A 13,452-nucleotide genomic window follows, 5' to 3' on the forward strand; every position below is an offset into this window, starting at 1 on the left:
CGATGCGCAGTTCATCGAACAGGGGTTGAGCGAGAGCTGGGCCGGTCAAGACGAACCCAGGCCTCGGCCCACCGCCGTCACGGCGCGTTCCCGCCGGATCCGGCGCCGTGGGTCGCTCTCCACTCCCTCTCCGCCTTCGACGGCATCCCTTGGGTCATCTCCGCGAGCGCGCGCATGCTCTCTCCGAGCGAGTCCCGGACGGGCATCTCAACGGCAAAGTCCTCGGCCCCTGCCTCGGCGACGCGCCGCCACTTTTCGTCGACCGGCTGCCCTGCGTTCTCCGAAAACTTGACCAGCGTGGGCAAGTAATAGGGAATGGCCGATGCGTACATCGGATCCTGATGGCTGAACGCTTCCTCGAAAGCCGCCAGGGCGTCCCGATGCCTCCCGAACGCTTGCAAGATGCTCGCTTTGACGCTCCCGTTGAACCATCGATCCGTGACGTTCGGAAAGCCGAGCTGCGCCCAGGCTTCCCACGCCTTTTCGGCCTCCGCATATCGACCCGCCTCGAAAAGCACCATGGTTCGGTCTCTCGCGACGCTTCGAGCCAGCCATTTGTCGTGATCGCGATGGCGGTTTGCTGCCAGGAACTCATCTATACAAGCGAGCATTTCATCGTATCGCTCCTGGCGTTCCAGCTCCAGAATATGATGGGCCCATTTCTGCTCATATGTATCTTGCACTTCCAGCCGGTCGAGACAGGTTGCACATACCATTTCGTTGAATTGCGGATGCACATACCTCACCGTCGCGGGCTGCTTCTTGCAGAACCAACAGAGCGGATGGTTTTCGTCGGCGGACTGCATGTCGCTTCACTTCTGGATCAGACTCAGTTCGGGCGCCAGCCAGGGGGCGGGCACTTGTAGTTTGGCCATTGACCTTCGTCTTTTCTGCACGCAAAAAGACAGTCAAGACAACTCTTCTTCTCCCCGAACGTGCGCCGATTCCAGTCCGGTTGGGCTTGATTGTCGAGGCACTGGTCAAAGAGCGGTCTGCACTTCTCCTCCACCTTCCTCGGCCACTTTTTGATCGCCTCGGCCGTCTCCTCCACGGCATGCGCGGTGACAACCACGATGATCGTCACCCCCGCAGCAACGATCAACACCGGCACGAGGCTCACGGCAGGCCCGACGATCACGACGTTCCCCATGGCGCCGCGAGCGTGCGGGGACAGCATCACGCCCTCCAACGCCGACGATCGCAGCGGCGTGACGACCCCGGGCAACGACATCGCCTGGAGCGCGTGCTCCATGCACGTTTCGATCTCCCGATCGCCGATCTCCGACTCCCGGATCTTGGCCTCGCGGACCTCTCCGCTCTCCATCACGTCGACGTCGAAGAGGATCGCGTAGTGGGTGCCCTTCAGCCGACCGGCGCCATGCTCGGCGCACGCCTCGAGCGCGGTGACCGTCGCCGCCGGCACCGACGGGCCGTCGCCCGAAGCATGACGGCTAGGCCGCGGGTTCCCCATGGGGCTGCTCCCACAGCCGAGCGGCGTGAAGACAAAGCCCAAGCCGAAGGCGAGCCCCAAGGATGCCGTAAGCCTTGTTGCCATGGAGTTTATGTTCGGAAGTGTACAGACACTCCAGGCCACGCGCCTCCCGTCTGGACACGTGTGCGCTCGCTCATGTAGCGTGCGCCACCTCCAGGGAGGACGTTCCACATGGCGCTCGATTTGACGATTCTTTCTAAGGAAGCCCGCGCGACCTTCATCAAGGATGGCGAGAAATTCGGCTCCGAGGACACGCTGGATCAGGCAAATCAGACCTTGAATGCATACCTGACCCACGGCCCGAAGCTCGCGGCCTTCGGCTTCGCGCCCGAGGACGCCGCCGAATTGAAAGATGCGCGAGATCTGCTCATCGAGGCAGGCGTGGGGCGCGAGGCAAAGCGTACGAACAAGAAAGTCGACACAGCGGCACACGCAACGGCAATGCGGGACGGGCAGGGGATTCGATTGCGCGCCCGATCGGTGCTCGCCGGATCCAAACGCGCGCTCCTCCTCGCCGGCCAAGCGGGAGCCGTCCAAAGGATCGTCGTGCTGCTCGATCAGGAGTCCGTGGCCGCCGACGACGCCGAAGGGCTGGCCAAGCAGCTCGATGCCCTGCGAGCCGCCCTGAAGGAGCCCGCCGTGGCCGACGCCGCAAAGTCCCGCGGCGGGCCACAAGCAACCCTCGACCTCGAATCCCGCGCACAGGCACTCCGCGACGCAGCAAAAGCAAAGGCGCAGCCACGGGGGACGCCCGTGGAGACCGAGACACTCGACCTCATCGACGGAATCATCGTAAGCCTCGCGCGCACAGCGAGGGAAGCCGCAGACGCGGCGGCGCGGGAGCTCGGGGAGTCGGCCATCGCGACAGAATTCGAGCTGTCGGCCCTGTACAAGCGCCGCGCGAAGAAGGACGACGAGGCGCCCGCGCAGGGCAGCTGAGCAGCCCGTTGGGGGCGCCGCGCCGGGGCTCTGCCCCGGACCCCGCGGGGGCTATCCGCCCCTCGACCCGGACCAGGCACGGCCTGGACCGAGGGTGGAAGAACTGCGCTCCGCGCAGTTCTTCCAACGGGCCCGTTGGAAGACCAGGAACAGCGTTGCCAGTCACGGCGGTCTTGATTGGCAGGGCCTTCGCTGGTCTTGCCTCGGCCTGTTCGATGAACTGCGCATCGCGCAGTTCATCGACCCTGGGTCCAGCCCCTGGCTGGTCCGGGTGCAGGGGCGGATAGCCCCTGCTGGGGCCTGGGGCAAAGCCCCAGCGCGGCGCCTTCTACCTACCGCGCCGGCACGATCCGAAAGAGCCCGCCGGGGCCGACCACCCATCCAGGCTTTGCCCCGGGCGCGATCACCGACGATAGCGTGGCTTCTTTCCCGGCCGCGCTCGTGTCCACGCGGCGCAGGGCCTTGCCGTCCCAGTGCAGGAGCGTCGCGCCGTCTCCCACGATCCACACGTCGTTCGGCTTCGTGGCCGCCACGCCGCGAAGTAGGACCGGGTGCCGCACGCCGCCCTCGCGCTCGAGGTGGAATGCCTCCACGGTGTTGCCTTTCGCGTGGAGCACCGCGCCGGCGAGGCCGACTGCCCACGCCTCGCCGGGCCCCGCTGCCGCCACGGAGAGTAGCGCGCCGTCGGGCCCGCGGTGCCGCGTGAACGTGCGGCCGTCGAACCGGACGAGTGTGCCCTCGCCCTCGGGCAAGATGCGGCCGTCGGACATGGAGGCGCCCGTGAGGCCGCCGGCGAACCAGGCGTCGTCGTCGGCCCGGACGGCCACGTCGGCGTAGGCCGCGGGCGGGAGGCCCGTCACGAGGCGGATGCCGCGCGGGCCTTGGATCATCGCGTGCGGACCGTCGTCGTCGGCCGCGGAGACGGCCCAGATGGCGCCCGAGGGCGCGACGGTGACGGAGAGCAGATCCGCGAGGGGTGTGGGCTCGGGGGACGCGCGTCCGCCGCGGACCGGGTGCCATCCCTCCGGCGCGAGCAGCGCGCCCTCGCCGGCGGCGGTCGGCGCGACGCACCGCTGGCAGCCGAGCGCGTTCGGTTTTCGCTCGGTGCATTGCGCGCAGAGGTTGCAATCCGGCTCGGGCGCGTACCAGCAGAAAAACGGCTCCGGCTTGGGCGCCTGGTAGAGGACGCGCGTGCGGGCGCCGTCGTATTCGACGACGCGCGCGCCGTCGTGCAGCCAGACGACGCCGCCCGGGCCCTCGGCGACGTGGAGGGCGGCGCGGAGCGGCTTCTGGCCGTCGACGTCGAGCACCACGCGCTCCAGGCGGTAGGACGGATCGGCGCCCGTGATGGGGAGCGCGAGGCTCGGAGAAGCCGCCGGCGGCGGAGGTGAAGGCGTGCCTTCGAGATCGGCCTCGGCCCGCGGGTCGGGCGTGATGTGCCAGAGGCCGGCCTCGCCGTAGACCCACACGTCACCGCGGCCGCTTCCGGTCAGCGACAGGCCGCTCATGCGCTCGATCCCGAGGATGTGCCACCAGCGCTGGCCGTCGAAGCGCGCGACCTCGCCTTCGATGCCCATGACCCAGACGTCGTCCCGGCCGCTGGCCCACGTGGACCTGTATGGGACGGGGCTCTCGTGGTCGCCGAGGACATCGGGGATCTCGAGGCCCTCGCCATCCGGGACGATCTTCGGCGTGACGCCGCGGCCGAATTCGACGCAGACCGCGGGATCGCTGCTGCACAGGACTTCGCGACCGCCGGGGCTCGCCGTGTGGGACAGCTTCGTTCCGTATTCGATCTCGATGTTCGCGAAGGCGGCGCGTAGCTCGCGCCGCTCGCGATAGGCCGAACCCGCGCGTTCGAGCACGCACGGCCGCACGGCGCCCCCGACACGCACGCCGAGCACGAGCAGCGCGCCCGACGGGCTGCGCGAGAGGTTCAAGGGGACGAACCTGCTCACGCGCGCCGGTACGCCTTCGGCAAACACCTCCTTGGGAAAACTCATCGATGGCACGCCGAGGTCGGACCAGGTCCGGCCGTCGTAATGGAAGAGCCGATCGGCGTCCTCGCCCGGGGCCCGCTCGCGCTTGCCGAGCACCCAAACGTCGTTCGGCGCGGCCGCGACGACGGATTGTACGTGCTCGAAAGGTTTTTCGGGGGAGAGGCCTTCCCGCTTGGCGCGATAGGCGATCGTGGGCTTCCAGGGCACCGGCGGGGTCGCGGGGGTTTCCTCGGTCGGTTTGCCTTTTCGCTTGTCGACGACGCGCACGCCCCCTGGCGGCCGAGATTCTGCGGTCTCCAGCACAGCGCCGCGATCGACGAGCACCGCCCCGTCGTCCGTATGCACGCGGAAGCTGCCGCCGGCGCGGGCTTCGATGCGGGAGATGGAGCCGCGCACGCCGAGCTGGTAGAGCGGTTTGCCCGCGGCATCGAGCGCGACGAGCGAGCCGTCGGAGGTGCCCGTGAGCACCGTGCCGTCCATGCCCACGGCGACCCTGCGGGGGCCCTCGGGCAGGGTCGGATCGAGCGAAGGAAAGCGGCCGACGTGCACGCTCCACACGGGCTCGCCGTCCGGTCCGATCCGGGAGACGTGGCTCCCGTCGGAGACGACCATCACGCCGCCGCGCGCATCGATGTCGGAGAAGGCGAGGTCGACATCCCGCAGGCGCTTGCCAAAGGCGGCGTCGAGCACGTAGAGGTGCCTCTTGCCCTGGGCGTTCCGGCCGGAGAACTCGAACGCGAACAGGCGATCTCTGTCGCCTTTGGACGACGCAGGCTCCGTGCCCGTGGGGCCGGCGAGAAAGAGGCGCCAGGTGAAACCACCCTTTTCGAGCGACGTCCTCCATGTCTCCTGGCCGCGCGCGTCGATGCGGAGGACGACGGGCGTGTAGGGGTTTTTCGGCGCTTGCTCCATCACGACGGCGTAGGCGCCGCCGTCCGGCGCGCCGAGCACCGCGAGCGCCCACCCGATCGTCACCTCGTAAAGCTCGTCGCCGTCGGGGTCGTACCCCGTGAGCACCGTCTTGGCGTCCGTGCCGGAGAGCTCGATCCACGGCAACCGAGACGCAGGCGCGGGGGCGGCCGCGGAAGCCTTGGCCGAAGCCGAGGGCGAAGGGACGTGCGCGGAGGGCGGCGGCGGCGGCGCGGCGCTGCACGCGCTGGCGAGGAGCAGGGGGACGAGCGCACGCCTCACGGCTTCTGCCCTCCCGGCACGCGGAATACGGCGCCCATGCGGATTTCCTCGTCGCCTTGTGTCGTCTTGGCCGTCGGATCACTGCCCACGAGCCAGAGCTCCCCCGAGGGGCTCCGCCATGCGTGCTGGATCAAAAGTGGAGGCGCGGCGCGGCGTAGCGCGGCGCCGTCCCAGCGATAGAGCGCCTTCTCGCCGAAGATCCAGAAGTCCTTGCCGTCGCCCTTCCTGGAGGTGGCGCCGGGCGTTTCGAAGCGCTGCCCGCCGCCTTTCTCGGCGTCCCACCGGACGAGCTGCTCTTTTCCCTCGACCTCGGCGCCGAGGATCCACGCGGCTTCTTTCGCGTCGAACCAGATGTCGTTCACCGCTGCGAGCCCGAGCGCGAGCGGCGTCCAGGAGAGGCCATTGCCACGCCACGCGCGGTCGCCGGACACCCAGATCCAGAGGTCGTCGGGCGCGCGCGCCGCGATTTGCGCGTCGGGTCCGTATCCCAAGTCGTTCGGCAGGGGCACGCGCCGGCCGTCGAGGAGGAGCAGATTGCCGCCATAAGCATTGACGAGCACGGCGGAGCCCTCCAGGCGGAGCGAGGCGCCGTCGACCGAGATCTCGGCGGCATGCGCGCCGTCGCCGCGCCCGGCCGAGCCGGGGTAGACGTAGTCGTCCGCGCCTTGCTCGCACGCCCAGCGGCCCTTCTTGCCGAGCCGCGACTCGACCACGCTCGCGCGCATGCCGCCCGTCTCCACGATGGCGCGGACGATCACGTCGTCGGCCTCGAAACGGATCGAGCTCCACGTGACCGGGAGCGCGCAGCTCGGGCCGAAGGGCTGACAGTTCTCCACCGCCTGCTTGGCGCACATGGCGGGCTGCTTCGCGCAATCGACGAGCGTGCCGCAGCAGCTATCGGTGAAGCACTGGGGCGTGCCGCGATCGACGACACGCGCGCCGTCCCAGCGCAGCACGTGGCCGTCGGCCGCGACCATCCACACGTCGCGCTCATTGCGCGCGTCCACGCTGACGATCGTGGGCATCTGCGGCGGCAGCGGCACAGGCTCGAAGCGGCCCGCGAACGGGGCCACCGGGCCCGCGGCGAGGGCCACGGCGGAGGGCTCGTCGACCTGGAGGAGGCTCAATTTCGGCGGCCCGGCGGGGCGCGCGGCCGTCTCTTTGGGCGGGGGCGGCTCCGCGGGGGTCGGGAGGGGTGGCGGGAGCGGCGGACCGCTGCACGCGGAGAGCGCAACCAGCGCGAGGGACGAGGCAAGGACACGCGCCATGGGGAAGGAGGGAAGGTCGACGATCCGGGAAGTTTCGTCAATGCGCATCTCGCGTGCGCGCCGAAGGCGCGAGGCATTTACGAAAGGCGGGGCGCGAGCCATGACCAAGCGTGGGGGCTCAGGGGCACGGGCTCGGAGAACGGGCAAAGGGGGGAGAGATGCGGCGGCGGACGTTCGGGGGAATCGGGCTCGCGCTGCTCGCCTCGCTGCTCGGATGTGGTGGCCGATCGGAGACCACGGCGCCTCCGTCGGGCTCCCTGGAAGATCGGCAGGTGCGCGCGCTGCTCGATCGCATGACGCTCGAAGAAAAGGTCGGTCAGATGAACCAGTACATCGCGCCGATCTACGCCCGGAGCATCGATTCCCCCGATCTCGCAGAAAAGCTCGATGATCTGCTCGCGCGGGGGCTCGTCGGCTCTTTCCTGTTCGTCACGGATGCCGAGGAGGCGAACGCGCTCCAGGAAAAGGCCTCGCGCGCTCGGCTCGGAATTCCGCTGATCTTCGGCATCGACGCGGTGCATGGCCTCGCCCCCGTGCGCGGCGCGACGATCTTTCCCACGCCGATCGGCATGGCCGCGACGTTCGACGACGATCTCGTGGAGCGCAGCGCGGAGATCACGGCGCACGAGATGCGGGCCACGGGCATGCATTGGGCGTTTTCTCCGGTGCTCGACGTGGCCCGTGATCCGAGGTGGGGCCGGACGGCGGAGACGTTCGGCGAGGATCCGCTCGTCGTCGCGACCATGGGCCGAGCCACAGTCCGCGGCTTGCAGGGCCCGGACCGGTCGCGTCTCCGCACGCTCGCTTGCCTCAAGCATTTCCTCGGCCCGGGTGTGCCTCTCGGCGGCCGGAACATGGGGCCGGTGGACGTCTCCGAGCGGACGTTGCGCGGGGCGTTTCTCCCGCCGTTCCAGGCCGGCGTGGCGGCGGGCGCGCTCTCGGTGATGGCGGCGTACAACGACGTCAATGGGGTGCCGAGCCATGCCTCGGACGAGCTGCTCACGCGGATCCTCCGGCGCGAATGGGGTTTTCGTGGGTTCGTCGTGAGCGACTGGGAGGGCATCGAGATGCTCCACACCACGCACCACGTGGCCGCGTCGCAGAAGGACGCGATCCGGCAGGCGGTGCTCGCCGGCGTGGACATGCACATGCACGGCGAGGGTTTTTCCGAGCCGCTCCTCGAGCTCGTGCGGGAGGGCACCGTCCCCGCATGGCGAATCGACGAGGCGGCGGGACGTATCCTGCGGGTGAAGCACGCGCTCGGCTTGTTCGAGCAGCGGTACGTGGACGCATCGCGCGCCTCCTCGGTGCTCGCGGCGCCGGGGCACCTCACGGTGGCCCTCGAAGCGGCGAGGAAGTCCATCGTGCTCTTGCGGAACGAGGGAAACCGTTTGCCCTTGCGCAAGAACCTGAAGAAGATCCTCGTCACCGGGCCAAATGCGGACAATACGGCCTTGCTCGGGGACTGGAGTGCGCCTCAACCCGCGGAGAACGTGATCACCGTGCTGGAAGGCATTCGCGCGGCGGTGTCTCCGGCGACGGAGGTTCGATTCGTGAATCCGGGCCGGGTGTTCGAAGAGACGGACGAGGCCCTCGCGCGCGCCGCCGAACAAGCCCGCGATGCGGACGTGGCCATCGTGGTGCTCGGAGAGAACGAGACGCGGTACGACGAGGCCGGCGTGCTCGACCGGCGGCGGCGCGAGCGAACCGGCGGCGAGGGCGCCGATCGCGCCGATCTGACGCTCGTGGGCCGGCAGCTGGAGCTCGTCCAGGCGGTCGTCGCGACGGGCACGCCGACGGTCGTGGTGCTCGTCAACGGTCGACCTCTCGCGATTCCGTGGATCGCCGAGAACGTCCCCGCCGTGCTCGAAGCCTTCGAACCGGGCCTCGTCGGGGGCCGGGCCGTCGCGGAGGTGCTCTTCGGCGACGTGAGCCCGAGCGGCCGGCTACCCATCTCCATTCCGCGCTCCGTGGGCCAGTTGCCCGTCCATTACAATCACCCACCGTCGGCCGAGGGGGCGTACGTCGACGAGAGCTCCGCGCCGCTTTACGCATTCGGCCATGGATTGAGCTACACGCGGTTCGTGTATTCGCACCTGCGGGTTCCCGAGCGAATCCGGCAAGGGGAAGCCGCCTGGGTCTCCGTCATCGTCCGCAACGCCGGCCCCCGCGAGGCTGATGAGGTGGTGCTCATGTTCGTGAGCGACGTCGTCTCCAGCGTGACCCGGCCGGTGCGGCAACTCGCCGGCTTTCAGCGAGTGCGGCTTTCGCCGGGGGAAAGCCGGGTCGTCCACTTTCGGATCCCGTTCGATGCGCTGGCGCTCCACGACCGCCGGATGGCGCGCGTCGTGGAGCCGGGGCGGTTCGAGGTGTCGATCGGCGGCCTTTCCAGATCGTGGATCCTCGAATGACGATTCCCCCCAGGCGCCGCTTCGCTGGGGCGTTGCCCCAGACCCCACCAGGGGCTATCCGCCCCTGGACCTGGACCAGCGCAAGCGCTGGACCCGGGGTCGATGAACTGCGCGATGCGCAGTTCATCGAACAGGCCAGGTCAAGACCAGCGAAGGCCCTGCCAATCAAGACCGCTGCGACCGGCAACGCTGTCGCTCGTCTTGCCACCGGCCTGTGGGAAGAACTGCGCATCGCGCAGTTCTTCCCCAAATGGTCCAGGGCTTGCCCTGGTTCGGGTCGAGGGGCGAACAGCCCCCGCGGGGCCCGGGGCTGCGCCCCGGCGCGGCGGCCCCAACGCGGCAACCTTTCCGCCGGCCGATCTCGGGCGCCGCGGAGCGAGGGGGCGTCCCGTCCATGCCTTCGTTTAAGTCACTTGACTTCTTCAGTCATGCGCCTCAAACCTCCCTCCGGAGGTCTTGATGGGCACGGACGTCGGATTGCCTCGCCGCGAAGGGGTGGTCGTGGGCGGGCTGACCGAAATTCTGGTACACTGATAAAGGATCATGGTCGGCCCGAGGATCAGGCAGACGCACGGAAGCGAGACGCGCGAGGTCATCCTCGCCGCCGCGGAGCGGCTCTTCGCCGAGCACGGGGTGGCGGCGGTCTCGAACCGACAGGTGAGCGAGGCCGCAGGACAGGGGAACAACTTCGCCGTCGGTTACCATTTCGGCACCAGCACGAGGTCGGTCTTTCGCTTCATGGCCCAGGTGACGACGGACCCGGCGCTCCGGCAGCTCGTGATCAGCGAGGCCAGCTCATCGTGCACATCTGCGCCGAGCGAGAACGCGCGCTGCAAGCGGGGCACGCCGACGCCGCGCGCGACCTGGGAGGCCGCCGCGGTGGGGCTCGTGGACGCGATCGTCGGGTTATGGCTCGCGCCGGTCTCCACGACGGAACAATGAAACGAGCTTCTTTAGGACGGGTGAGAGGAGAATGACCATGCGCGTGATCGTGGATCTGGACAAGTGCTGCGGGGCAGGCCAATGACGACCCCGTCGAGTGTGCTCGTCGTGGGCGCCTCCGCGGGCGGTCTCGCTGTCGCGGAGGCGCTGCGGCGCGAAGGGTATGAGGGCCGGCTTTCGCTGCTCGGCGCCGAGCGGCACTTGCCCTACGACCGGCCGCCGCTGTCGAAAAAGGTGCTGTCCGGCGCCTGGAAACCCGAGCAAGCGCAGCTCCGCCCCGAGAGCGCGCTCACGAAGCTCGATGTCGAGCTCGTGCTCGGGGACGCCGCCATTCGCCTGGACGTCGCGGCGCGCGAGGTCACGACCGCCTCGGGACGTAGCCTGCGCGCGGACGTCGTCGTGCTGGCCACGGGTCTCGAGGCGCGTCGGCTGCCAGGGCAGGAGGCATGGGCGGGCGTGCACGTGCTGCGCACCGTGGACGACACGCTCGCGCTGCGCGCGGATTTGCTCGCGGGGCCACGGGTGGTCGTCGCGGGCGACGGCGTGCTCGGCACGGAGATCGCCGCGACCGCGCGGGGCATGGGCCTCGAGGTCACGATGGTCGGCCCGCAATCGGCGCCGCTCGCGAATCAGCTCGGATTGCAGGTGGGCGGGTATCTGGCGAAGTTCCACGAGGATCAGGGCGTGAAGCTTCGTCTCGGGATCGGCGTGCAGGAGCTGCTCGGCGCGGAGGGACGGGTCCATGGCGTCCGTCTGGCGAACGGCGAGGTGTTGCCTGCGGACGTGGTCGTGGTGGCGATTGGCTCACGCCCGGCAATCGGATGGCTCGCGGGGAGTGGGCTTCAGCTGGCCGATGGAATCGTGTGTGATTCGCGGTGCCAGGCGGCGGCGGGCATTTACGCCGTCGGCGACGTGGCGCGGTGGCACCACGAGGGGCTCGGAACGGGGGTGCGGCTGGAGAACCGGACCAATGCCGTCGAACAGGCCATGGCGGTGGCGGCCAATATCCTCGGAAAGGATCGGCCGTACACGCCGGTGCCGTATTTCTGGACAGACCAATACGATGCCAAGATCCAGGTGCACGGTTTCGTCGGCGCCGACGCCGAGGTGGCGATCGTGGAAGGAGATCCTGCGCTCCGGCAGTTCGTCGCGCTTTATGGGAGCCGCGGGAAGGTCATTGGGGTGCTCGGGTGGAACATGGTGAAGCAAACCCGGCAGCACCGGCAGCACGTGGTGGATGCGACGGCGTGGGAAGCCGTGCAGAAGCTCGCCATCCCGCAATGAGCGTCAGAGCGCCTCGATGAGGCTCACCTGCCAGAGCGCGCAGGCCTCGCGCTTGCCCCCAGCCGGCGCGCGTCCACCGGTGATCCGCACCTTCGAGCCCACGCCCACGACCTTGCCGTTCTTCGTGTGGAGCTTGAGGTCCTTGTCCGTGAAATTCTTCGGCAGCCTCTCGATCTGATTCTTGCCGTCTCCGACCGGCACGTCGGCGTTCACGCGTTTGCCCTTGTTGCCAGGCTCGGAGAAGAGGTCGAAGTCACACGTGTCGCTGCAGACCTTGAGCATGCTCCGAGGCGCGCCGACATAGCCCTCGATGGTCACCTTCTTGGTGACGTTCAGGCCCTTCTCCATGGTGGGGTCGAACTCGGCGGCGCAGACGTTATCGAACGTGACGGGCGTGCCCGGCTTGGGCTCTTCGCAGCCGAGGCCGAGGGCCGCGAGCAGGGCGGCGGCCACGAGAACGATGGGGAGACGGTTGGGGGAGGCTGTCATCGTGCGGCGGATGTTACCCGGAACCGAACGGGCGGCCACATATTTGTACGCGCGCCTGCCACCGTGCTAGGGAACGGCATTCCCATGCGGCGATTTCTCGTTTCGATGCTCGCCCTCGCGCTCGTGCCGCTGGCCACGGCCGCCGCCGCGCCGAAGGATCCCAAAGCGGGGCTCGCGTATTACGAGAATCCGCGCACGCTCTCCCACGTGGCCGCGAAATTCGGGATTCCGGTCGAGGAGATCGCGCGCCTGAACGGCATCAAGGACAAGGACCATTTCCATCGGTACGGCCTCGTTTTGCCGGACGTGCCCTCGACACGGAAGCTCCCGCGCTACGTGCCCTGGGCTCCGGCGCGGCCGCGCGCGATGTGTCCGGTCACGCCGTGGAAGCTCGTCGCGGCCCAGGAAAAGGGATGCACGGAGGCGTATTGCGGGACCGGCCCCGGAGGCGGGCGCGCGTGCCTTTGCAGGGACGACCAGGCGGAGACGACGATATCTCTCACCACGAACGGGAAAACCCTGCGCCTGCCCGCAAGCATTTCCATGTGGAATCCGTGGGGATCGAGCTTCGTGGACGTGACGTCTGCCGACCTCGACAGCGACGGCTCGCCCGAGGTGATGCTCTCGACGCTGGGGGCCGTGTCGAACGGGCTCGGCCAAGAGTATCGCGAGTTCATCGTGGTCCGCGACGGCCGGGAATGGTTCCGCTACGACAGTGGCACGTTCACCGCGAAAACGGCGCTCGTTCGCGTGGGGAACGAGTGCCACCTCGCTTCGGCGCACTGGGAAGAAGTGACCCATCCGCTGAAGGGTCCGGCCCTTCACCTCGTGGAGCGCACGTTCGACCCGACGAACCTTCGTGTCGACCGCGAGATCGTGGGCGCTCGCGCCGGCGAAGGCCAGTTTTACGAGCTGCCTTTCGACCCGCTCGCCCCGCGCACCTTGCCCGCGCAATCCGCCACGGTCCTCGCGATCTCGCGCGTCGATGACGGCACGACCGTCACGATTCGCACGGACGCGGGGAAGAAGACCCTGCCCGACGCCCGCTTCGGGGACGCGAGCACGGGGCGTGTGCTCCCCTTGGGCTTCCTTCCGAGCAAAGCCTCGGTGGGGAAGGGGAAGGTGCTCTTCGGGCGCTCACACGATATCGATATCGTGTGGCTGTCCAGCCCGAAGCAACGTTAGGCCGTCGCCGGAGTTGGTCTCTTCTTGGGGCCGCCGCGCCGGGGCGCTGCCCCGGGCCCCGCGGGGGCTGTTCGCCCCTCGACCCGAACCAGGGCAAGCCCTGGACCGTTCGTGGAAGAACTGCGCATCGCGCAGTTCTTCCACAGGCCGGTGGCAAGACCAGGGACGGCGTTGCCGGTTGCAGCGGTCTCGGTTGGCAGGGTCGTCGCTGGTCTTGACTCGGCCTGTTCGATGAACTGCGCATCGCGCAG

10 protein-coding genes are annotated in these 13,452 nt (G+C 68.7%); 5 read left to right on the plus strand and 5 right to left on the minus strand.

Annotated features, from left to right (window positions below; translation table 11 throughout):
- Nucleotides 1-77: 77 nt before the first annotated feature.
- Together KEG57_RS41600 and KEG57_RS41605 are read right to left on the minus strand one after the other, a co-directional pair.
- Nucleotides 78-806 carry a tetratricopeptide repeat protein gene (locus tag KEG57_RS41600; RefSeq protein WP_272427388.1) on the minus strand — a complete coding sequence of 243 codons (729 nt, stop codon included), beginning with the start codon at nt 804-806 and terminating at the stop codon, nt 78-80.
- A gap of 23 nt (nt 807-829) precedes the next feature.
- Nucleotides 830-1,594: a hypothetical protein gene (locus KEG57_RS41605; RefSeq protein ID WP_272427390.1), complete on the minus strand. Its 765-nt coding sequence runs from the start codon at nt 1,592-1,594 to the stop codon at nt 830-832.
- Between the two features lie 69 nt (nt 1,595-1,663).
- Here KEG57_RS41605 and KEG57_RS41610 point away from each other — a divergent pair, with 69 nt between their 5' ends.
- Complete coding sequence (locus tag KEG57_RS41610; RefSeq protein WP_272459538.1) at nt 1,664-2,431, plus strand: hypothetical protein; 768 nt, start codon at nt 1,664-1,666, stop codon at nt 2,429-2,431.
- 332 nt (nt 2,432-2,763) lie between these two features.
- Here the strand turns inward: KEG57_RS41610 and KEG57_RS41615 are convergent, their stop codons facing one another.
- Both KEG57_RS41615 and KEG57_RS41620 read right to left on the minus strand, forming a co-directional pair.
- Entirely contained in the window at nt 2,764-5,622 is a 2,859-nt protein-coding gene (locus KEG57_RS41615) for a PQQ-binding-like beta-propeller repeat protein (RefSeq protein ID WP_272459539.1), read from the minus strand.
- The gene (locus tag KEG57_RS41620; RefSeq protein ID WP_272459540.1) at nt 5,619-6,890 is read right to left on the minus strand and encodes a hypothetical protein; all 1,272 of its coding nucleotides are present in this window, start codon (nt 6,888-6,890) and stop codon (nt 5,619-5,621) included. Before KEG57_RS41620 ends, KEG57_RS41615 begins: the two co-directional genes overlap by 4 nt.
- A 158-nt stretch (nt 6,891-7,048) precedes the next feature.
- Between KEG57_RS41620 and KEG57_RS41625 the strand changes: the two genes are divergently transcribed.
- The 3 genes from KEG57_RS41625 to KEG57_RS41635 all read left to right on the plus strand — a co-directional run bounded on the left by KEG57_RS41625 (nt 7,049) and on the right by KEG57_RS41635 (nt 11,527).
- Nucleotides 7,049-9,301: a glycoside hydrolase family 3 N-terminal domain-containing protein gene (locus KEG57_RS41625; RefSeq protein ID WP_272459541.1), complete on the plus strand. Its 2,253-nt coding sequence runs from the start codon at nt 7,049-7,051 to the stop codon at nt 9,299-9,301.
- A 543-nt stretch (nt 9,302-9,844) separates the two neighbouring features.
- The gene (locus tag KEG57_RS41630) at nt 9,845-10,243 is read left to right on the plus strand and encodes a TetR/AcrR family transcriptional regulator (RefSeq protein WP_272459542.1); all 399 of its coding nucleotides are present in this window, start codon (nt 9,845-9,847) and stop codon (nt 10,241-10,243) included.
- 81 nt (nt 10,244-10,324) lie between these two features.
- Nucleotides 10,325-11,527 (plus strand): NAD(P)/FAD-dependent oxidoreductase, encoded by a 1,203-nt coding sequence (locus tag KEG57_RS41635; RefSeq protein WP_272459543.1) that lies wholly within the window; start codon nt 10,325-10,327, stop codon nt 11,525-11,527.
- A 3-nt stretch (nt 11,528-11,530) separates the two neighbouring features.
- On the opposite strand, the gene KEG57_RS41640 is transcribed toward KEG57_RS41635, so the two are convergent.
- The gene (locus KEG57_RS41640) at nt 11,531-12,016 is read right to left on the minus strand and encodes a hypothetical protein (protein WP_272459544.1); all 486 of its coding nucleotides are present in this window, start codon (nt 12,014-12,016) and stop codon (nt 11,531-11,533) included.
- A gap of 84 nt (nt 12,017-12,100) precedes the next feature.
- Here KEG57_RS41640 and KEG57_RS41645 point away from each other — a divergent pair, with 84 nt between their 5' ends.
- Entirely contained in the window at nt 12,101-13,201 is a 1,101-nt protein-coding gene (locus tag KEG57_RS41645) for a LysM peptidoglycan-binding domain-containing protein (protein ID WP_272459545.1), read from the plus strand.
- Nucleotides 13,202-13,452: the final 251 nt, after the last annotated feature.

Source organism: Polyangium jinanense (genome assembly GCF_028435365.1).

Excerpts from the sequence above, each read along its gene's own strand:
- KEG57_RS41610 (WP_272459538.1), top strand. The coding sequence starts at position 1,664 with ATGGCGCTCGATTTGACGATTCTTTCTAAGGAAGCCCGCGCGACCTTC.
- KEG57_RS41620 (WP_272459540.1), bottom strand. The coding sequence starts at position 6,890 with ATGGCGCGTGTCCTTGCCTCGTCCCTCGCGCTGGTTGCGCTCTCCGCG.
- KEG57_RS41600 (WP_272427388.1), bottom strand. The coding sequence starts at position 806 with ATGCAGTCCGCCGACGAAAACCATCCGCTCTGTTGGTTCTGCAAGAAG.
- KEG57_RS41640 (WP_272459544.1), bottom strand. The coding sequence starts at position 12,016 with ATGACAGCCTCCCCCAACCGTCTCCCCATCGTTCTCGTGGCCGCCGCC.
- KEG57_RS41630 (WP_272459542.1), top strand. The coding sequence starts at position 9,845 with ATGGTCGGCCCGAGGATCAGGCAGACGCACGGAAGCGAGACGCGCGAG.
- KEG57_RS41635 (WP_272459543.1), top strand. The coding sequence starts at position 10,325 with ATGACGACCCCGTCGAGTGTGCTCGTCGTGGGCGCCTCCGCGGGCGGT.
- KEG57_RS41625 (WP_272459541.1), top strand. The coding sequence starts at position 7,049 with ATGCGGCGGCGGACGTTCGGGGGAATCGGGCTCGCGCTGCTCGCCTCG.
- KEG57_RS41645 (WP_272459545.1), top strand. The coding sequence starts at position 12,101 with ATGCGGCGATTTCTCGTTTCGATGCTCGCCCTCGCGCTCGTGCCGCTG.